The sequence below is a fragment of the Streptomyces sp. NPDC091287 genome (assembly GCF_044768525.1).
GTDB lineage: Bacteria > Actinomycetota > Actinomycetes > Streptomycetales > Streptomycetaceae > Streptomyces.
Window position 1 is genome coordinate 297,214 of the sequence record NZ_JBIVUV010000003.1, and the last position, 19,991, is coordinate 317,204.

A 19,991-nucleotide genomic window follows, 5' to 3' on the forward strand; every position below is an offset into this window, starting at 1 on the left:
GTGTAGAACGGTTAGGATGAGCCCATGCCGACCACCAAGACCCTGCGCGAGGGGTCCACGCGGAAGCGGGCCGCCATCCTCTCGGCGGCCCGGGAACTGTTCCTCGCCGACGGCTTCGACCGCTCCAGCGTCGACGCGGTCGCCGCGCGGGCGGAGGTGTCCAAGCGGACGGTCTACGACTACTTCGGCGACAAGCGGTCCCTGCTGCGGGCGGTCGTCGACTCGGTCGGCCAGTCGCTGGTCACCACGGTCCGGCGCACCCTCGACGACACCCTCACGGACCTGACCGAGGCCGCCGAACTGGAGGACGGCCTGGTCTCGTTCGCGATGCGCATCGCGACCGACATGCTCGGCTCGGCGGAGTACACGACACTGCAACGCCTGGTCCGGACGGAGTCCGGCCATCTGCCGCAGCAGGACTACAACCCCATGGCGGACACCCCCGACGAGGCGATCGCCGAGCGGTTCACGGCCTTCGCCGAGGCCGGGCTGCTCGACGTCCCCGACGCCCGGCTGGCGGCCGACCAGTTCCTCGCGCTGACCTTCGGCGTCGCCCTGGACCGCCTCGGCTCCGCGAACGCCGCGCAGAACCCCCGCGTACGCCCCCTCGTCGTCGAGGGAGTACGGACGTTCCTCCGCGCGTACCGGGCGGATCGGAGCGCGGGCAGCAAGTCCTGACACAGGCGGGCGCACGGGCACGGCTCCGCCGTGTGCTCCGGCAGCCCGCCCATGAGCGTTCGACGCCGTACGGAACGCGTCCGCGCGTGCTCGACGCAGATCCGCCGGGAGGACTGACGGCGCTTGTGCTCGCGCCGGCCGTAGTGCTCGGTGAGCGGCAGCTCGGCCGGGTCTTCCGCGGTCTTCGGCTTCTTCGGCGGGGCAAAGACCTGGTCGGGGAACTCGTTGGCGAGGCCGCGATAACCGTCGTCGACATCGGCTTTCACGCCGGGATGCTGGTGGAACTGTTGGCGATGCCCTCGGTGCGCAGCGCGGTCTGGTCGTGCACGGGGAGCACCCCGAGGGACTCATGGGTAAGGGCGGGACGACGTGTCATTACCCCAGCAGGCGCAAGTCCGACTTGACGATCGTCGTGGTGACCAGCAGATCGGTGATGAGGTTGTGGTTGAGCGCGTTTCCGACCGGCGGGGGGACCTCTTCCTCCAGGAGTCCGGGAACGCCGTCCTCCTTGCTGAGCCGTTTGCGCGCGCCTGCGACGATGTGGGCCGCGCGCTTCGGGCTCCATCGCTCCGTCGGCCTCAACTCGCTCAGCTCGAAAGCGACCTGGGCCCATGTCAGGGGCTGCGGCTGGGGATCGAGCCGCAGGTAGCGCTGAGCGAGGCAGACCAGCACCAGCTTCTCTTCCGGGCTCAGCTGCCGCACCTCGCCGTGCGTCTCCTCCTCGTGTGGCCCCCGTCCGATTCCCGGGCCGGGCGACGGTGCCGAAGCGGTGATCCGGACCTCCAGGAGGTGCTCCTGTCGTGCGGAGACGATGAACAAGGGCGTGTAACCGAACGGAAGTTGAGCCTGGTCTCCGCCGAGTATCAGCCGCGATCCGGGGAAACGGATGGGCAGTCTGCCGGTGTTGTGCAGCATCCAGCGGGAGGATTCCCGGGTGATCAGTCCCTGCCGTCGGCTGACGCGCGTGTCGCCCGCACCGACGCAAATGTGGACGTCGGGCTCGTTGCGCCCGAACAGCAGCGTGAAGTCCGCATCCGGCGCCACGCTCATGCCGCCGTTCGACCCGAGCGCGAAGAGTGTGCCCGACCGGGCGGGAGGAACGGTGTGGCTGAGGCTGCCTAGGTGTTTCGGTAGAAGGCTGACCCTGCTCGCCGAACTCGCCATGGCGCCCTCCTCGTAGTCGGTGAGGCCGATTCTAGACGCCGGCGTCCGGGAGGGGGCCCGGGATCGCGATGGATCCGCCCATGTCCACGTCGTAGGGATAGAGGTTGGGGAAGTCGAGAGCGGCTGGTGTGGGATAGCTGCCGTCGGTGGTCTTGGCGCCGTCCTGCAACACGCGGACCCTGACCTTGCCCGAGGGAAAGGTGAAGCGGAGCCGCCAGTCGACGCTTCCCGGCGAGCGCGGCACCTCGACGGTCCGGCGCCAGGACAGGGGAACGTTCTTCAGCGTGGTGGGCCGGCCGTTCACCCAGTAGGTGAGCGAGGTGAGCGGCCCGCCGCCAGTGATCACGAATTCGAGTGTGACGGGTTTCGCCGGGGGCGAGGGTGTGGGGGACGGAGAAGCGGGGGCCGTGGCCGGGGGCGCGGAGTTCCGGGACTTACGGGAGTCCTCCGCCTCCTGGTCAGGCGGAGGATCGTCCCCGGTTCCGGTGAGCAAGGCGCCCGCGCCCCCGGCCACGGCCAGGACGATGGCGCCCCCGATGAGCAGCGTGCGCCGCCCCGGCGGCGCGGACGGGGGCATCGGCGGGTTGGCGGCGGCGCTCGCCTGCCTGTCGATCGCCGCCATCACGGGCTGCGGCAGCCAGGCGCCGTACGGCTCCGCGTACGTCGTCAACGAGGCCGAACGCCTGGCCAGTTCGGCGGCGACCGGACGGGCGGCGGCGTCGGTCCGCCGACAGTCCGCGATCAGCGCGCTCAGCATCGCGTCGGTGTGCTGCGGACCGCAGGCGTAGTCCAGCGTGGCGCCCAGCGAGTAGACGTCGCTCGGCGGGCCGGCGTCACCGTCCATCTGTTCCGGGGACATGAAGCCCCGGGAACCGGCCGGGCCGTTGGAGCCCGTACGTGCGGCGATGCCGAAGTCGATCAGCCTCGGCCCGTCGGCGGTCAGCAGCACGTTCGCCGGTTTGACGTCCAGGTGAACGATCCCCGCACGGTGGATCGCGGCGAGCGCCTCCGCGAGTCCAGCGGCCAGATGCCGCACGGAGGCGGTGGGCAGCGGACCGAATCTCTCCACCGCGTCGCGCAGCGGCACCGACGCCAGGAACTCGGTCGCCATCCAGGGCGTCTCGGCGTCGGGATCCGCGTCGAGGACGGGCGGACTGTACGTGCCGCCGACCGCCGTGGCGGCCGCCACTTCGCGTCGGAAGAGGGTCCGAAACTCGGGCTCACGGACGTATTCGTCATGCGGTACCTTGACCGCCACCGCCCGGCCGCCCCGGGACCGTCCGAGGTAGACCACCGCCATGCCGCCGACGGCGATACGCGCCAGGATCCGGTAGCGCCCGAGGCTGCCCGGATCGCTCGGCTCAAGACGCTCCACGTGTACCTCCGATGAGCCGACCGGGTGGGCTGACGGCCTCGACGTGTCCGTCCGAGGTGCCCAGGAGCACGAGCCCGCCGACGGCCAACGCACCGGACCCGGAGGCGGACGTCGAGCCGGTGGTCGCCTGGGCACCGTATGTCCACAGAACACGCCCGTCGGCCGCGTCCAAGGCGTACACCGTCTGGTCGGGGCCCTGCACCCAGAGCGTGCCACCGGACACGCCGAGCGTGTCCGACGTGCCGTACGCCGTGCTCTCCCCGCCCGGCCGACGTGTCCATTCCGCCTTGCCCGTACCGGCCCGGAACGCGCGTACCCGGCCGTCCGCCTCGCCCACGTAGAGCAGTCCGTTCCCCGCGTGCCGTACGGAACTGCGGTAATCGAACACCTTCTGCCACGCAACCGTCCCGTCGTCTGCGCGGACCGCGTACACGGTTCCGACATTGTCGGCGGCGAAGACCATGCCGTCGCTGATGACGGCGAACACAGGGGACTGCGCCAACTCGCGCCTCCACCGGATCCGGCCGCTGCCCGCGTTCATCCCGGTCAGCAGGCCGTTGCCACCCGCCACCACCAGCCCGGCACCGGCGGTGAAGGACGCCAAACCGGTCGCCTGCGCGGTCCAGCGCGGCCGCCCGTCCTCGGCGTCCTGCGCCCTGATCTCGTTGCCGGCAGCGACGCACAGCACCGATCCGGTGGTCGTCGTCCCCCACGGGAAGAACGGCACACGGGATGTCCAGCGGGTGGCACCGGAGGCCGGGTGGACGGCGCGAAGAACGAAGTCCGCCGTGCTGTCCCCGTCCCGGGCATCGAACAGATACAGCGCCTTGGTCCCGGCCGTGACGAAGTCGTCGCCGGACGTGTCGGCGGCACGTGACCAAAGAATCTTCCCGGTCCGCGGGTCGAGGGCGCGGACGTCGTTCTGCCCACTGCTCGCGGCGACGACCACGTCGGCCGCGTTGTAGAGGTCGGGGTGGTGCCGGTCGTCGTCGATGACCTTCGTCTTCCACCGACGGCTGGCTAACGCGGGCCGGGCAGGGGTTGTACTGGACTGCGACGGCGAACGCGACGACGACGACGACGACGAACGTGGTGGCGAAGCTGGCCTGTCGTCGCTCGCCGACAGGACCGTCTCCGCCAGCACCACCGCGGCACTGGCGGCCACGGGCACGGCGGCCGCGGCCAGGAGCAGACCGCGGCGGCTCGGACTCCTGGAGCCCGCGTTCCCGGAGCCCGCGGAGGACCCGGCCGTCACCGCGGTCGGATCGGCGGTCGTCTCGCCGGGCGACGCCCCCCGCACCGCCAACTCGCCCATCGAGGAGGCCGGGTTGGACGGGAGCTCGGCCCGCGCCACGCAGCGGTCGATCGCCTCCGCCAGCGGAGCCGGCAGCCAGCCGGTGCCGTGCACCGAGGCGGCGGGCTCGCCGAGCCGGTGCAGCACGGCGGCCGCCGAGGGGCGGCGCTCCGGCTCGCGGCGCAAGCAGGCTGCGACCAGGGTGCGCAGCCCGCGGTCCGTGATCCCGCCGAGATCCGTACGCGCCGCTCGTACGCGTTGCAGCGTCGCCGCCCTGTCTTCGGCGCTGAACGGCTCATGCCCTGTCGCTGTGAACACCAGCACCGCACCGAGCGCGAAGACGTCGCCGGCCGGTCCGGCGAGACCGCCGGACGCCTGTTCCGGCGACATGAAGCCCGGCGTACCGAGGAAGGCCCCGGGAAGGGTGATGGCCGTGGCGTCCACCGGCCGTGCGATCCCGAAGTCGATCACCCGGGGGCCGCGGGCGGTCAACATGATGTTGCCCGGCTTCAGGTCCCGGTGAGCGAGACCCGCCCGGTGGATGTCGGCGAGCGCCTCGGCCAGGGCGGCGGCCAAAAGACGCAGGGCGGCCGGCGGGAATCCGCCGTAGGACCCGACCGCCTCCCGCAGCGACTGCCCGGGCAGGTACTCCATGACGAGCCAAGGCACCTCGGCGTCCGGAGCGGCGTCCAGCAGTGCGGCGGTGAACGCACCGGTCAACGTTTGGGCGGCGGTCACCTCACGACGGAAGCGGGCCCGGTAGTGGGCATCGCGGCCGAACCGCGCCCGTACCACTTTGACCGCGACCGCCCGGCCACCCGGCGAGCTCCCGAGGTAGACAGTGCCCATCCCGCCCGTGCCGAGCCGGGCCAGCAGCCGGTAGTCGCCCACTTGGCCCGGATCATCTGGCTGCAGTGGCTGCACGACCTGCCTCTCCGCCCTCACCACGATGCGAGGAGCAGAGTAGCGGACCGGTGGATCGGGTGCGCCGCCCGTGAGCTGTGCACTCACGCCGCGTGGTCGGGAAGGGGGCCCGAGGTCCCGGCCGGATGATGGCGGTAGGCGGCTCGGGTTGAACTCGAAGTCCGCCGCGGCGAGGTCTGCCGCGGCGAACGAGGTCCTGGTGACCGAGCAAGTGGATGTCGTCGTTGGCCCATGGAAGCTGCGCGTGTCGCTGATGGGAACCAAGGTCGTGGTGCGCAACGGCGGACCGAAGGTGGTGGGGGGGGAGGTGGGGCTGGGAGTTGGCGGAACCGGATCATTCGGTGAAGCGAGCGGCGACAAGGTCACCGTCCGTGCCGTCGTCGTCGACGGGGACAGCGCCGTGCTGGAGTTCGGCACGGAGTGACACGCACGCGCCGAGCCGAGCGGCGGTCGACGCGACCGCCGGGAGCCCTTTGCCGTGGACTTACCTGACGAGAACCACGTGTTGTGCGAGCCGGGTTGGATGTCGTAGAAGTCGCCTCCGGTGCGGGCCCGACTGCCGGCGGCGCGATACGCCGCCGCGAGATCGACCCGGCCTGCGGCGTGGGCAGCGAGCGCGGCACGGTCCGGCGGATCGATTCGGCCACGTCCCGCACGAACGGTAAGCACCGCTCGCGCCGCACCCGTACGGCACGCGCCGACGTTGCCGGCTGGCCCCGGACCCCCACGCGGGAGGTGGCGCCGGTCGTATCAACCGTGAGCGTGATGGTTCACCACGCTGTAGCGGCCTCAAGAAGAAGCTCGGGCAAGGATGCCAAGCGGCCACTTGTCCGCGCGCTTGTCGTCGGGAGGGGTCCCGGCGGCAGGGCCCAATAATGCGGGCACCCAGAACCGTTCTGCGACCGGGGGAGATTCAGGATGAGTGACCCGACGTACGCCGTGCTCACCGAGCCGGAGCCCGTGCCTCCCGAGGCCAGGGCACACGACCCACTGGCCGTCGCCTTCGGCAACGCCTCCTTGCTCGGTGTCGGCTATCTGATGATGCGGCGGCGCAAACTCGCCACCGTCACCGCACTCGTCACCGTCGTGCTCGTCTCCATGCTGACCTCGACCGACCGGCGGTCGTACGAGGTCGCCGTACTCCTGTGGTGGGCGGCCGTCATCGCCCACGGGTGGTTCCTTGCGCGCAGAGGCGCCGAACGGGTCGCTGTGCGCAGCAGGCGCCTGGTCGCACTCGCTGTCACGCTGCCGGTGCTGCTGGCCGTGGGACTCCTGCGATTCGACGCCTCCAGGATCGGGCAGAGCGTCACCGAGGCCCGTGAAACTGGCGACTGTGCAGAGGTGTTGAGCGCCCAGGGCAGGGTCTGGTTGGGGCACCGCATCGCCGATGCCCCGCTCAGCGCCCGCGGTGACGGGATCGTACGGGCGTGCAACCAACTGCAGACGGCCGGCGTCGAGCTGACCACCGCGCTGACCGGGGACACCGATGCGCTGGAGGAGGGCTTCGGCACACTCGCCTCGGTCCTCACGGAACCCGGCAACGAGAAGACGGTCGAGGCGACCTTGAACGGTCTCCTCGGCAGTCTGCCCGCCAAGGACGCCTGCGACACCGTCGCCGTCACCGACTGGCTCCGCGACCGGAAGCGGAGCCACGACGTGCTGGACCGGTCCGCGGACGCGGTCAAGCGGACCGCGCCGGCCGCGCTCGTCGGCTGCGGTGATGATCACCTGGCGGACAGCAGCTGGGAGAAGGCCCTGACGCACTACGAGCAGCTGCTCGACCAGTACCCCGGCAACGGCCTCGCGGACAAGGCGCGGAAAGGATCCAGGCAGGCCACGCAGAGCATCGAGCTGGCCAACGTCCGCAGCCTCCTGTTCGCGCAAGAGCCCGGCTCGCAGCCCGAGTACTGTTCCAGCCCGGCGAAGTACAGCGGTGCCAAGCCCATCGGCAAGGGAACCAACCGTGCGCTGTTCTACGGCGGCGACGAGTACAGCGATCACTCGGACAAACTTCCGGGCTCCTGGAAGACCGACGACCCCGCCGTCGCCGTCCTGGTGGTCTGTATGGGCGAGCAGACCTTCGGCACGTCCGTCCAGACGTGTCCGTACAAGGCCGAGACCTCGGGTTCCACCACGTATGTGGCCTTCTCGAAGATCGCGATCCCGGTGAAGGTCTACGAGTTGCGCACCGGCAAGCTCGTCGCCAACCGCAAGATCCAGATCGACGGTACGAGCTGTCCCGCGACCATCACGTACTTCACCCGCGGTGACTCCGACTCGGGGCCGCCGTCGGCCAGGTACGTCGACGCGTCCAAGTCCGACGTGCGGGCTGCGTTCCGGCCACTGGTCATCCGGTGAGCGGCGGCGCGGGGGTTGTGGCGGGCACCGGTCGCTCGGGGCCAGGAACTCCGGCGGTCGTCAAGGCCCGCGAGCAGCGGGACTCACTGAGGGGCGGCCCACTCCATAGTGATCACGGGCGCAAACTCGCTCAAGCTGATTGTCAAGTCCTTCCTACCGCAGCCTCGTTGCTGCACCGTTCATACGGATGGAACGCCAGAATGTCTACTGTCGGCGCGGGCTGCTTTCGCGCCCGCCGAACCAAGGTGGAGACCATGCGCTCGATGCCTACGCCCTCACGTCGCACCACCCTTGTCGCACTGGCCTCCGCCGTCGCCCTGCTGCTCACGGGATGCGGAAGTGACGGCAGCGATATCTCGGACGGCGCCGCTCCAGAGAAGTCGCCCGCGCCGACCCGATCCGTTGCCCCGCCGTCCAAGGCCCCCACCCCGCCACCACCGCCCGCCAAAAGCTCGTCACTCCCGAAGGCGGCGGACGGCACCGACCTCGCCGCCTGCGGTGACGGCACCTGCGAGGTCGAGGTCAAGACCGGCGACGTGATCAGCGTCAAGAGCAGTTCCGGCGTGGAGGAGTTCATGATCACGGGCTTTGGCGAGGGCGGGGCGACAGTGGCCGTCGGCCCGTTCGACAACCCCATGACCACGACCGTGAACGGTGGAGTAAAGATCAACGGGGTCTCGCTGGAGATCACTCCGCTGAACGACAAACGTGCGATCGCCAAGGTCTCCTGAGGAGGTGCGGAACAGGCCAGGAAGACTCGGGCCGCGCTCTGTCCTGTTCACCGGTGTTGTGTTGACAGTCGGACTCACGGGATATCGCCCAGACGCTCGTGCCGACGGAACCGTTTCACCGGGGCGGGCCGCGGAACCACTTGTGAAGGAGGAGGGGCATGGTGAAGGTACGCGAGGGGGCACGGTCAGGAGCTTGGGTTATCGGCGGGGTCATCGGCCTGGCGGTGTTGTACGTCATCGGGGTGTTCGTCTTCGGCGGCGCGGGGTGGATCACCGCACCGTTCCGCGGTGAGGCGGACAAGCGCGAGAACACCGTCGGCTCGGGCGAGTTCCGTCAGACCGCGTACGAGGAGTTCTTCGACCTGTGCGAGGCCGTGCAGAACGCCGAAGGGACGATCCAGGTGCTCCAGGAGGAGCGGAAGGCCGCTTCGGAGGCTCGCACCGCGGTGATCGACCAGTCGATCACCGCGCTGAAGGCCACCCGGATCGAGTCCGTCAACGCCTACAACTCGAAGGCCGCCCAAGAGCACCGCGCGCCCTTCCGTGACAAGAACCTGCCGTACCGGCTGGATACCACCGCCGAGCGCACGACGTGCACCAACTGATCCCCATCTCCTTTCGGGAAGAGGGCAGCACCGCATGAAGAAGTTCGCACGCATAGTCCTGGCCACGATCGTTGCGCTCGTTGTGGGCCTTGCCCTGACGTCCTGCACCGACTCCGGCCAGGACAAGGAGAACAAGGCCAAGCAAGAGAACTACGACCGCCTCGTGGCCCAGCAGCCGGCGGGCCGCATGGAGTACTCGCCGACTCGCGAAGCGATCAACCAGTGGATGAAGACGTGGGGGAAGCGGGGCAAACTCTCGTACGTCTACATCCAGAACGCCAACGGCGAGTACGGGTACTTCATCATGAAGGGCCTGCCGGTGCCACGCTGCAAGATGCTCACTCCGACGGAGAGGTCGGAGTCCTCCTCCCACGGCGTCGCGGTCCTCGCACAGCCCGGCATGGACGGCACGTACACGTCGGGTTCCACCTGCAATGCCTACTACGGCTTCGATGCCACGACGGGCGTGTACATGGAGTTCACGGTCGGCACGAACCAGTCGTTCTTCCTGTTCGACAGGCCCATGACGATGCCGGAGTACGCCAGTGCCAAGCAGTTGGGGCCGACGTCGGTGAACGACGTCAAGAAGCAACCTTGAGCGGTCGGGGGCCGGTGGGAAGAGATCCGGCCCTCACGTCCCGTCCAGCGGCGTCGGGCCCAGCGGCATACGGACCTCGGCGCCCGGGATGCCCATGTACCCTTCCAGATCCCGCAGTTGGACCTCGGTGAAGGCCAGGCACGCTCGCTCCAGCCACCGCAGATGGTCCACCAGCAGATACGCGTACGCCCTCTGCGTTCCCGAACCATCATGCAGACGCAGAAACCTGTCCGCCTCCGCGTGGACCGTCCACTCGGGCCACACGATCGTCCACGACCGCCGCCCGTCCTTCCGCTCGATCTGCTGGGCCCCCAGGTCCCCGACCACCACATGCCGTGCCACTCGCCCCCGTACCGACTCCAGAACATCACCGGACCAGTGCCATATGCGCCCGCCAGGAACCGGACGCCCAGCAGCGTCTCCATGTACGCCTCGACAAGGCCCCGCACATCGGCCTCGATCTCAACAAGCCGCGGCGCGACCTCGGTCATGCCGCTTTTCGTCGTGTCCGTGCGGAACAGCTTCAGGCCCGACATCTTCCCCTCCTCGACCAGGAGATCATCGCCGCCGGAGAGGTTTCGACTATTTCCGCGAGAGGTCCTGGAGGTGTGAAGACCGTGTGAGACCCTGCAGTCGGCCCGATCGGGGAGCCTTCATGTCCCCGCTCACCGGGAATGCATAATTCCCCCATGCACCCCCGGGCCCGTGGGATAGCGCCCGGAAGCTGCGTCTACGCATGTCAGCCCCCATAGCTCAGCGGATGGAGCACGCGCCTTCTCAGCACCTGCTCTGGCGGTATCCACTCCCCCGGCCCATAACGTGCGTAGCCGGAGTGAAGGGGAAGCGAAGGTCGTTCCTGCTCCTGCATCGCTCCGCGCCTGAGGCCCCAGTGCGACGCTCACGCATTCCCGCTGGGCTCGGTGCACCGGAAGAGTGAATTCCCCCGCGACCCTTATTGCGAGCTGCTTGCAATAAGGCGTGCGTGCCCCTTTCGGCCCAGTGGCCGACGACTGTGTCGTCGCGAATTTTGTGGGGTCTTCGCTTGGCTGAATTGCCGCTCCGACCGGCCTGTTCACCCTTCGTGGACCACGTGCTCGACCTGGGAATGTGGTCCGGGTGTGCACGGGACGTGGTTTCGGCGTGCTTGTCTACGGCTGCGCAGTTTTTGGGTGCAGGCGGGCCCGCGTTTGGAGCCGCCCCGTCGATCGGCCCTTGCCTGCGAGACCGCTCGGTTCGCAATCTCCTGCCGCGGCACCGACCGTCGTCCCCATCAGACCACCCCTCGCCTTCGCATGCGCCAACGCATGCCAGGCAGGGGTCAGCAGACAGAAGGAATGCCGTGAAGGTTTCCCAGCGCAGGCCCCGTTCGCGAAGGGTCCTGGACCAGTCCCTGCTCGTCCTCGGTGCCACCACTCTGACCGCGGGACTCGGAGCGATGGCCCTCGCCCCGAGCCCCAGCGCGGCCTCCAGCCACCGCGAGGCGCCCTTGATCGCCGGTGATCCGCGGGCGGACAACACCGACGTGTACGCGTTCACCAGCCCCGACAAGGCCGACACCGTCACCATGGTGGCGAACTGGATCCCGATGGAGGAGCCCAACGGCGGCCCGAACTTCTACGCGTTCGGCGACGACCTGCGCTACAACATCAAGATCGACAACTCTGGAGACGGTGTAGCCGACGTCACCTACAGCTGGCGCTTCCGCAGCGGCTACCGCGATGACGCGAACCAGTTCCTCTACAACACCGGTCAGGTCACCGCGCTGGACGACCCGGACCTGAATTTCCGCCAGGTCTACGACCTGGTCGTCACGACCGGAGGAAAGAGCCGGACGCTCCTGTCGGGCGTGCCGGCGGCCCCGTCCCGCACGGGCAAGGCGTCGATGCCCGACTACGCGGCCCTGCGCAGGCAGGCGACCTTCGGTCTGCCGGGCGGCGGCAAGACGTACACGGGGCAGGCCGAGGACCCGTTCTTCGCGGATCTGCGGGTCTTCGACCTCCTCTACGGCGGCGACTTGAGCGAGCGGGGGCAGGACACCCTGGCCGGCTACAACGTCAACACCATCGCCATCCAGGTCCCCAAGAAGCAGCTCGCCCTCAAGGGCAACTCCTCCCGCAACCCGGTGATCGGCGTGTGGTCGACCACCGATCGCGCGGGCGTCACCGTCGCCGACTCCCGCGACCAGAAGGGCAAGGGCGGCTCGAAGCAGTGGAAGCAGGTCTCCCGCCTCGGGAACCCGCTGGTCAACGAGGTCGTCGTCCCGCTGAAGTTCAAGGACGCCTTCAACACCCTCAACCCGAGCCAGGACCGCACCGTCCAGCCCGTCGTGGACAAGGTGTACGACCCGATCCTGCCCAAGCTCATCCAGCAGGTCTACGGCATCCCCGCCCCCGCGACGCCCCGCGACGACCTCGCCGAGATCTACCTGACCGGCATCTGCAAGGTATGCGGTCCGATCAAGGCCGACCTCAACGCACACCGCCTCAACCAGGACGCGGCGCTCAGGAAGATCGTCCCGGCGGAGGAGCTGCGCCTGAACATGGCGGTGCCGCCCACCGCCAGGCCTCAGCGCCTCGGTGTCCTGGCGGGTGACCTGGCCGGCTTCCCGAACGGGCGACGTCTCGCCGACGACGTCATCGACATCTCGCTCCAGGCCGTCGAGGGCGCCGCCCAGACCGGCGTTCTTGTCCCCGAACTAGCGGAGGGCGACAAGGTGAACGCCAACGAGGTCCCGTTCGGCGCCTCGTTCCCCTACGTCGCGCTGCCGCACACCAAGAACGTCAACCGCGGCCCCGGTGCGGCCGGCCGCACCGCCGAGCAGTCCTCGATGGAGAACACCGCGGCGACCCCCGTCACGAAGACCACCCAGGCCGCGGCGCTCGCCGGAGTCGGCGCGCTCCTTCTCGGCGTCGGCGGCTTCCGCCTCCGCCGTCGCGGCAAGGACAGCTGAACCGGCAGGCGACGGACATCTGACGCGGTGCCCGGGCCGGGCCGAAGAGCACCCGCCCGGCCCGGGCACCGCGGCTCCAGCAGCTTCGAGCATTCGGGAGGGAATTCCGTGCACCCGGACCACATCGAACCCCCGCACCAGCCGCCACGCCGCACACGCGGCGGCAGGCGGCTGCGGAACATCGTGGTCACCCTGGCCCTGGGCGCGGCGATGTTCGCCGCCGGCGCGGTCATGCTGGCGCCCGATCAGACGACTGTTTCCCGTCCGTCGGGCCAAGGCCGGCCTGGGGCTTCGCCACCACGTGGGTCGATCGAGGCGCTCCAGGACCGGGTGACCCGACTGCCGAAGGATCCGGGGGGCTGGGCCGCCCTGGGCATGGCTTACGTCCAGCAGGCCCGTTCCACCGCCGACCCGGCCACGTACGATCTGGCCGAGAAGGCGCTGCGTACCTCTTTCACGGTGCAGGCCGAAGACAACACGGACGCCGAGATCGGCATGGGCGCCCTGGCCGCGGCGCGCCACGACTTCCCCGCCGCGTTGCGCTGGGCGCGCAAGGCCACCGCCAGTGGCCCGTACAGCTCCTCCGCCTACGGAGTCCTGGCCGACGCGTACACCCAGTTGGGCCGCTACGACGAAGCCGACGAGGCCGTCCAGAAGATGACGGACCTGCGCCCGGACGCCGCATCCCTCGCCCGCGCCTCCTACGCCTTCGAGCTGAAGGGGGACACCGACCGGGCCCGCGCGCTCATGCGTCGGTCCCTGGCGGCAGCGGCGACCCGGGCCGACACCTCGTTCGCCCACAACGTCCTGGCTACGCTGGACCTCCAGGACGCCGACCCCCGGGCTGCCCTGGCGCGGACGCGGACGGGGCTCAGGGCCGCCCCGGGCGATTCGGCGCTTCTGGAGACCCGGGCCCGCGCTCACCTGGCCCTGGGCGACACCGCCAAAGCCCTCGCCGACTACCGGGCGGCCATCGCCATCGCCCCTCTGCCGCACTACCTCCTGGGTCTCGGCGAACTCGAACAGTCTCTGGGCCACCACAGACAGGCCGAGGAGCAGTACGCACTCCTGCGCGCCCAGGACCGGATCCGGCAGGCCGCCGGCGGCGCGGCCGATACCGACGCGATCCTCTTCGAAGCCGATCACGGTAGCGCGCGAAACGCCGTGACCATGGCCGAACAGACCCTGCGCACCCGCCCTTTCGTCGCCGTCCACGACGCGTACGCCTGGGCCCTGCACCGGGCGGGCCGGGACGCCGAAGCGCTCGTCCAGGCCGACAAGGCCCTGGCCACGGGGACGCGCAGCGCACTGTTCCGCTACCACCGGGCCGTCGTCCACCACGCACTGGGTGATCCCGACGCGGCCCGCCACGACCTGACCGAAGCACTGCGTGAGCCTGCCTTCCACCCCCTGCACGCCGACGCCGCCCGTAACCTGCTCCAGCGAATCGACACGACTCCATGAACCACACCCTGCGCCGAGCCATCACCTCACTGACCGCCACCGCACTCGCCGCCGTCGTGAGCCTGGCGGCAGCCCCCGCAGCCGCTGCCCACCCCTTGGGCAACTTCAGCGTCAACTACCACACAGGGCTGGTCCTTCGGCCCGACCGGATCGACGCCCGGGTCGTCGTCGACCGCGCAGAGATCGCGGCGCTTCAGGAACGTCCCGTCGTGGACTCCGACCACGACGACACCGTCACCGACAGTGAGTCGCGCACCTACGCCCGGGAAGCCTGTTCCGGCCTGAGGGAACAACTCCACCTGAGCGTGGGCGGTAAGCGGGCGGACTGGAAGCAGTCCTCGGCCACCCTGGTGTACGAGAACGGGGAAGCGGGGCTGAAGACCAGCCGCCTCACGTGCGAGCTGACCACCCGGGCCGCTCTCAGCGAGCCCATCGGCATCCGAGCCGAGACGGACTACGACACCACCCGCATCGGCTGGCACGAGATGACCGCCACCGGCCAGGGCATCAGGATCACCCGCACCGACGTACCGGCGGCCTCCGCCACCCGCGAACTGCGCCAGTACCCGCAGGACCCGCTCGCCTCCCCGCTCGACCAGCGCACAGCATCTCTGCGCAGCGAACCCGGGCAGGGCACGGTCGCCGTCCCGGCCGTGGTGGCGGACCTCCCCGGCGCGAGCGCGATCAGCGGGGTGCTCGCCAAGGTCACCGGGGCCTTCGACTCGCTCGTCGGCGCCCGCGAGATCACCCTGCCCGTAGGACTCCTGGCCCTGTTCCTGGCGCTGGTCCTCGGGGCGTCCCACGCGGCGATGCCCGGCCACGGCAAGACCATCATGGCCGCCTACCTCGCGGGCCGCCGCGGCACCAGACGGGACGCCCTCACCGTCGGGGCCACCGTCACCCTGACGCACACGGCCGGCGTCCTCGTCCTCGGACTCGCCCTGCCCGTCTCCACCCACCTGGCCGGCGAGACCGTCCTGATGTGGCTCGGAGCCGCCAGCGGGCTCCTCGTCACCGGCATCGGTCTCTGGCTCCTCACGGGAGCCGTCCGGGGCAGGCCGCAACACAACCACCATCACCACGGACCGAACCACAGCCACAGCCACGTCGACCACCACCACGGCCACGGCCACGGCCACGGCCACCATCATGATCACGACCACGGGACCGACAGCCTTCACCACCACGCGCCCGTCACCCCTGCCTCCGCACCCGACAGCGCGCCGGCCGGGGTATTCCAGGCGACCCCCGCGGTCGCGACACTCGCCCCGCCGGACCACGAGCACCACCCGGCCGACACCTCAACGGCGTCCCGAAACGCCCGGCGCACGAGCCGCTCCGGCCTCATCGGCATGGGTATCGCCGGCGGCCTGGTCCCCAGCCCCTCCGCCCTCGTCGTGCTCCTCGGCGCCGTCGCCCTGGGACGCACCGCCTTCGGCGTCCTCCTCGTCATCGGCTACGGACTCGGCATGGCCGGCACCCTCACCCTCGCCGGACTCCTCCTCGTACGCCTGCGCGAACGCATCGAGAGCCATGACCGGACCCGGACCCTCCGCCACAACCCCCTGCTCCGGAAGCTGGCACGGACCGGACCTGTCATCACCTCGCTCCTCGTCGTCGCCGTCGGCCTCGGGCTGACCCTGCGGGCAGCAACCGGGAACGGTTAGCTCCCGCCAACCCCCCTGCGGGAGAAGCCACATACCGAGGCGGCAGCCCCTTCCCTACCGGCGCGAGGAGCCCGCACGACGCATCCGCAGCGAGTCCAGGAGGCTCCCTCCTCGTACTCGGCGAAGCCGACCGTCCGCGAACCGGGCGGCGGCATGCGGCGGATGCCCCCCGGGTACGCATAGAAGGTCCGCTCACCCTGAGCGGAGGCGGCGGGGTGGGCGTGAACGCTGGAAACGGACTTCTGGTACTGATGGGCTCCGGCGAGACCAGCCCGACCATGGTCACACTGCACCGGGAGCTCGTTGCCCACTTGAACGGTGACGCCGATGCGGTGATCCTGGAGACACCGTACGGATTTCAGGTCAACCGCGACGACATCTCCAACCGTGCCCGCGAATACTTCCGACGCTCCGTGGGCCTCGCGACAGTAGTCGCTCCGGACACGCGCCCAGCCGCCCCCTCGATCGCTGCGCCGGTCGTCGGCGATGCGGCCAAGGTACGTGACCTGGTACGCAGGGCGGACTGGGTGTTCTCCGGGCCCGGCAGCCCGTCGTACGCACTGGACCGCTGGCACACCCTGCGTCTCGGCGAGATCCTGCGCGAGCGGGTGGAACGCGGCCACGGCGTGACGGTGATGGCCTCCGCGGCGGCGTGCACCGTGGGATTCGCGGCGCTGCCCGTCTACGAGGTGTACAAGGCCGGACATCCCCCCGCATGGCTCAACGGGCTGGATCTTCTCGGGGCGCTCGGACTTCCGGTCGCGGTGATCCCGCACTACGACAACGCCGAGGGAGGCACGCACGACACCCGCTTCTGCTACCTGGGCGAACCCCGCCTCGCCGCCCTGGAGCACGAACTCCCCGACGAGAGCGCCGTCCTCGGGATCGACGAACACACGGCTGTCATCGTCGACCTCAGCACGTCGCTGGTACGTGTGTGGGGGCGGGGTGTCATGACGATCCGGCGGCGGGGAGCCAGCACCCTGGTGCCCGGCGGCACCGCGCTGCCCCTGGAGCAACTGCGCGACCTGGTAACAGGAAGGGAACCCGCAGGGGTCCCCTTGCCTCGCCGTCGTGCCGACGGCGATGGCGATGGCGGTGTCGGCGCCACGCACCACGCCGCCACAGCCGGCACTGGCGGTGCGGCGACACTGCAGGAGACCGTTGCGGCAGCGGAGTTGCGGTTCGACTCGGCGCAGGGGGCGCGGGACGCCGGGACCATGGCCGAGGTGGCGGTGGAGCTGGAGTCGGTGATCGCCGCGTGGAGCGCCGACATGGAGGAGGACCAGGGCGGCGAGTGGGCCCGCACGGTCCTGCACGGCATGATCCGCCGTCTGGCCCAGGCCGCCGGACGCGGTCTGAGCGAGCCGGAGCGCACCGTCGGGCGGATCCTGGTTCCCCTTCTCGGCCTGCGCAGGCGGCTGCGCGCGGACGGCGCCTACGACCTGGCGGACGAGGTGCGCGAAGCCCTGGCAGCAGGCGGCGTCCGGCTGAACGACACCGCAGAGGGCAGCGAATGGCGCTGGGAAGAAGAGACCGACGACCACCGGACCGGCTCACGTTCGGAGACGTAGAAACCACCTCCTGAACCCTTTGGGACAATTTGCGCAGTTGCATAGCCTTTGCAATAAGATCGTCGGAGAGGTCCTTCCCCTCCGGGCCCTCCTGCCGACGTTGGAGCCGTGCACGATGCCGCTCGCCCCGCACGAAGCACCTGCCGCGCCGCCCGTCACCGTCGAAGTAGTGCTGCTGCGGCACGATCCGATCGAGGGCTTCACCTATCGCCGACTGATCACGGCGCTGGGCAGGGGAGTGAGCCCGGACCGCGTCGCGCGGGGTCTCGCACCGCTTGCCGAACACGACGAGACGCATGTGGTGCACTCGACCAGCTGGCGCGCCACGAGCGAAGGCGGCATCGCCCTGACCTACCTCGTACACCCGGACCCCGCTCCGGACCAGCCCGGTGCCCCGCTCCCGGAACCGCACAAGGTTGCCCGCTCCCCCAGGCCGGGCCATCCGTCCCCACCGGACCTGGAAATCGGCCACGTCGTGGCACACGCCGTCCGTCATCTCGCGTTTCTCGAAGACACCGATCCTGCCGTCGCCAGGCACATCTCCGCCTGGCCCGACCTCGTACACGCCTTGCGCTCCCTGCCCCTTGCGGCAGCGGGAGAGATGCAGCACGCCTAAGGGCCACCCCGCGATTCCACCCGGCCGGGCCGGGCCCCGACCGGGGTGCGGCCCCGTTCGGCTCAGCCGTCATTGCGGGCGCAACGCACGCATGGTGATCTGAGAGCAGCCCAGCGTCACATCAACTCTCACTGCGCGACCGTCGTCGATCAGAGCGAGCTCGTGCAGGCCCGTGTGGCGTTCGGCAACTTCAGCTCCTAGCCGCCCCGCCTGAACTTTCCGGAGGGCGAGCGGCTCTCACCGGAAACGGACCCCCATGCCTTCTCCCCGCATGCTCCGACGACGCCCCGCTTCCCGCCGGGCCGAGCGCACCCTCGCCGCCACCGGCGCCCTGGCCCTGCTGACCGCTGCGGCGGTCACCGGCCTCACCCCTGCCTCCAGCTCCGCCTCCAGCCACCGTGAGGCGCCGATGACCGCCGGAGACCCGAGGGCCGACAACACCGACGTCTACGCCTTCACGAGTCCGGACAAGCCCGACACCGTCACCCTGGTGGCGAACTGGCTCCCGTTCCAGGAGCCCAACGGCGGACCGAACTTCTACCCGTTCGCCGAGGACGCCCGCTACAACATCAAGATCGACGCGGACGGCAACGGCAAGCCGGACACGACGTACACGTGGGAGTTCACCGACCGTGTCCGCGACGACGCCGACCAGTTCCTCTACAACACCGGTGTCGTGAAGTCGGTCAACGACGAGACCCTGAACTTCCGGCAGACCTACAGCCTGAAGGTCACCGACAGCAGCGGGAACACCAAGACGCTCCTGAAGGACTCCCCGGTCGCGCCCTCGAACGTCGGCAAGGCGTCGATGCCCGACTACGCCTCTCTTCGCAAGGAAGCCGTGGTTCCGCTGCCGGGCGGCGGGACGACCTTCGCCGGCCAGGCGTCCGATCCGTTCTTCCTGGACCTGCGGATCTTCGACCTCCTGTACGGGGGCGACCTCTCGGAGACCGGCCACAACACGCTGGCCGGCTACAACATCAACACCCTCGCCGTCCAGGTGCCCAAGTCGACGCTGGCGCTCAAGGGCGACGCCAAGCGCAACCCCGTCATCGGCGTGTGGTCCACCACGGACCGCAGAGGAGCCGATGTCGCGGGCGCCGGCAAGGGCAGCGAGGACACCTCCGCTCAGGCTGCGGACGACAGCAAGGCAACCGCCAAGGACGGAAACTCGGACGAGTGGCGGCAGGTCTCCCGCCTGGGCAACCCGCTCGTCAACGAGGTCGTCGTGCCGCTGAAGTTCAAGGACGCCTTCAACGCGCTGAGCCCGGAGAAGGACGCCACGATCACGCCGGTCGTCGACAAGGTCAAGGACCCCATCGTCCCCAAGCTCATCGAGAGCATCTACAAGGTTCCCGCCCCCGCCACGCCGCGCAACGACCTCGTCGAGATCTTCCTCACCGGGATCTGCAAGGAGTGCGGCCCCATCAAGGCGGACCTCAACTCGCAGCGCCTCAACCAGGACGTCGACAAGGCCGCGGTCGTTCCCGCGGAAATGCTGCGCCTGAACATGTCCGTCCCGCCCGCCGCGAAGCCCAACCGCCTCGGCGTCCTCGGCAAGGACCTGGCGGGCTTCCCCAACGGCCGCCGCCTCAACGACGATGTCGTCGACATCGAGCTCCAGGCCCTCGAAGGCGCCGCGCAGACCGGGAAGATCGTGCCCGCCCTGGCAGCCGGCGACGCCGTCGACACCCCCTACCGCGAGCCCGGCGACACCTTCCCCTATGTCGCCCTCCCCAACACCGCGGCCGTCAACCAGGCCGACTCGCTCCACCCCGACGGCGGCGTCGGCGCCGGCCTCGGCGGCCTCGCCTCCGGCGACGGCTTCCCCGTCGTGCCCGTCACCGCCCTGAGCGGCGGGGCGCTCCTGGCCATTGCCGGACTGCTGGCCCTGCGCCGACGACACGGCACCGGCCAGGCATGAACAGCCCGTTCCTCCCCGGTCGCCCGACCCGCCGATGGCGGATCGGGCGACCGGCCCGTGCCACCGCCA

Annotated in this window: 16 protein-coding genes; 12 read left to right on the forward strand and 4 right to left on the reverse strand. The window is 69.9% G+C overall.

Annotation, left to right across the window (positions count from 1 at the left end; genetic code table 11):
* Positions 1-24: 24 nt before the first annotated feature.
* Positions 25-678: a TetR/AcrR family transcriptional regulator gene (locus tag ACIQRW_RS06030; protein ID WP_403755022.1), complete on the forward strand. Its 654-nt coding sequence runs from the start codon at positions 25-27 to the stop codon at positions 676-678.
* A gap of 375 nt (positions 679-1,053) precedes the next feature.
* Here ACIQRW_RS06030 and ACIQRW_RS06035 read toward each other — a convergent pair whose 3' ends face one another.
* The 3 genes from ACIQRW_RS06035 to ACIQRW_RS06045 are packed head-to-tail and all read right to left on the reverse strand — an operon-like array spanning position 1,054 to position 5,435.
* Positions 1,054-1,842, reverse strand: a complete 789-nt coding sequence (locus ACIQRW_RS06035; RefSeq protein WP_403755025.1) for a hypothetical protein — start codon at positions 1,840-1,842, stop codon at positions 1,054-1,056.
* Between the two features lie 31 nt (positions 1,843-1,873).
* On the reverse strand, positions 1,874-3,217 hold the full coding sequence (locus tag ACIQRW_RS06040; RefSeq protein WP_403755028.1) for a serine/threonine-protein kinase: 1,344 nt from the start codon (positions 3,215-3,217) through the stop codon (positions 1,874-1,876).
* On the reverse strand, positions 3,204-5,435 hold the full coding sequence (locus ACIQRW_RS06045; RefSeq protein ID WP_403755031.1) for a PQQ-binding-like beta-propeller repeat protein: 2,232 nt from the start codon (positions 5,433-5,435) through the stop codon (positions 3,204-3,206). Before ACIQRW_RS06045 ends, ACIQRW_RS06040 begins: the two co-directional genes overlap by 14 nt.
* A gap of 199 nt (positions 5,436-5,634) precedes the next feature.
* Here ACIQRW_RS06045 and ACIQRW_RS06050 point away from each other — a divergent pair, with 199 nt between their 5' ends.
* From ACIQRW_RS06050 to ACIQRW_RS06070, 5 genes are all read left to right on the forward strand, one after another.
* The gene (locus ACIQRW_RS06050; protein WP_403755034.1) at positions 5,635-5,859 is read left to right on the forward strand and encodes a hypothetical protein; all 225 of its coding nucleotides are present in this window, start codon (positions 5,635-5,637) and stop codon (positions 5,857-5,859) included.
* A gap of 494 nt (positions 5,860-6,353) precedes the next feature.
* A complete protein-coding gene (locus tag ACIQRW_RS06055) occupies positions 6,354-7,793 on the forward strand; it encodes a tol-pal system YbgF family protein (protein WP_403755037.1) in 1,440 nt (479 codons plus the stop codon).
* A 263-nt stretch (positions 7,794-8,056) separates the two neighbouring features.
* Positions 8,057-8,524 carry a hypothetical protein gene (locus ACIQRW_RS06060; protein ID WP_403755040.1) on the forward strand — a complete coding sequence of 156 codons (468 nt, stop codon included), beginning with the start codon at positions 8,057-8,059 and terminating at the stop codon, positions 8,522-8,524.
* Positions 8,525-8,682: 158 nt separating this feature from the next.
* Complete coding sequence (locus ACIQRW_RS06065) at positions 8,683-9,129, forward strand: hypothetical protein (RefSeq protein ID WP_403755043.1); 447 nt, start codon at positions 8,683-8,685, stop codon at positions 9,127-9,129.
* A gap of 34 nt (positions 9,130-9,163) precedes the next feature.
* The gene (locus tag ACIQRW_RS06070; RefSeq protein WP_403755046.1) at positions 9,164-9,727 is read left to right on the forward strand and encodes a hypothetical protein; all 564 of its coding nucleotides are present in this window, start codon (positions 9,164-9,166) and stop codon (positions 9,725-9,727) included.
* A 33-nt stretch (positions 9,728-9,760) separates the two neighbouring features.
* Here ACIQRW_RS06070 and ACIQRW_RS06075 read toward each other — a convergent pair whose 3' ends face one another.
* The gene (locus ACIQRW_RS06075) at positions 9,761-10,069 is read right to left on the reverse strand and encodes a hypothetical protein (protein ID WP_403755049.1); all 309 of its coding nucleotides are present in this window, start codon (positions 10,067-10,069) and stop codon (positions 9,761-9,763) included.
* A 997-nt stretch (positions 10,070-11,066) separates the two neighbouring features.
* Between ACIQRW_RS06075 and ACIQRW_RS06080 the strand changes: the two genes are divergently transcribed.
* The 6 genes from ACIQRW_RS06080 to ACIQRW_RS06105 all read left to right on the forward strand — a co-directional run bounded on the left by ACIQRW_RS06080 (position 11,067) and on the right by ACIQRW_RS06105 (position 19,922).
* Positions 11,067-12,677 carry a DUF4331 domain-containing protein gene (locus ACIQRW_RS06080; RefSeq protein WP_403755052.1) on the forward strand — a complete coding sequence of 537 codons (1,611 nt, stop codon included), beginning with the start codon at positions 11,067-11,069 and terminating at the stop codon, positions 12,675-12,677.
* 108 nt (positions 12,678-12,785) lie between these two features.
* Positions 12,786-14,141 carry a tetratricopeptide repeat protein gene (locus ACIQRW_RS06085; RefSeq protein ID WP_403755055.1) on the forward strand — a complete coding sequence of 452 codons (1,356 nt, stop codon included), beginning with the start codon at positions 12,786-12,788 and terminating at the stop codon, positions 14,139-14,141.
* Positions 14,138-15,808 carry a nickel/cobalt transporter gene (locus ACIQRW_RS06090; protein WP_403755057.1) on the forward strand — a complete coding sequence of 557 codons (1,671 nt, stop codon included), beginning with the start codon at positions 14,138-14,140 and terminating at the stop codon, positions 15,806-15,808. Before ACIQRW_RS06085 ends, ACIQRW_RS06090 begins: the two co-directional genes overlap by 4 nt.
* A gap of 221 nt (positions 15,809-16,029) precedes the next feature.
* On the forward strand, positions 16,030-17,382 hold the full coding sequence (locus tag ACIQRW_RS06095; RefSeq protein WP_403755060.1) for a hypothetical protein: 1,353 nt from the start codon (positions 16,030-16,032) through the stop codon (positions 17,380-17,382).
* Between the two features lie 115 nt (positions 17,383-17,497).
* A complete protein-coding gene (locus ACIQRW_RS06100) occupies positions 17,498-17,998 on the forward strand; it encodes a hypothetical protein (RefSeq protein WP_403755063.1) in 501 nt (166 codons plus the stop codon).
* Positions 17,999-18,254: 256 nt separating this feature from the next.
* Positions 18,255-19,922, forward strand: a complete 1,668-nt coding sequence (locus tag ACIQRW_RS06105) for a DUF4331 domain-containing protein (RefSeq protein ID WP_403755066.1) — start codon at positions 18,255-18,257, stop codon at positions 19,920-19,922.
* Positions 19,923-19,991 lie beyond the last annotated feature (69 nt).

Coding starts and splice junctions, on each gene's coding strand:
- ACIQRW_RS06030 (WP_403755022.1), top strand. CDS start 25: ATGCCGACCACCAAGACCCTGCGCGAGGGGTCCACGCGGAAGCGGGCC.
- ACIQRW_RS06090 (WP_403755057.1), top strand. CDS start 14,138: ATGAACCACACCCTGCGCCGAGCCATCACCTCACTGACCGCCACCGCA.
- ACIQRW_RS06070 (WP_403755046.1), top strand. CDS start 9,164: ATGAAGAAGTTCGCACGCATAGTCCTGGCCACGATCGTTGCGCTCGTT.
- ACIQRW_RS06060 (WP_403755040.1), top strand. CDS start 8,057: ATGCCTACGCCCTCACGTCGCACCACCCTTGTCGCACTGGCCTCCGCC.
- ACIQRW_RS06105 (WP_403755066.1), top strand. CDS start 18,255: ATGCCTTCTCCCCGCATGCTCCGACGACGCCCCGCTTCCCGCCGGGCC.
- ACIQRW_RS06065 (WP_403755043.1), top strand. CDS start 8,683: ATGGTGAAGGTACGCGAGGGGGCACGGTCAGGAGCTTGGGTTATCGGC.
- ACIQRW_RS06055 (WP_403755037.1), top strand. CDS start 6,354: ATGAGTGACCCGACGTACGCCGTGCTCACCGAGCCGGAGCCCGTGCCT.
- ACIQRW_RS06100 (WP_403755063.1), top strand. CDS start 17,498: ATGCCGCTCGCCCCGCACGAAGCACCTGCCGCGCCGCCCGTCACCGTC.
- ACIQRW_RS06035 (WP_403755025.1), bottom strand. CDS start 1,842: ATGGCGAGTTCGGCGAGCAGGGTCAGCCTTCTACCGAAACACCTAGGC.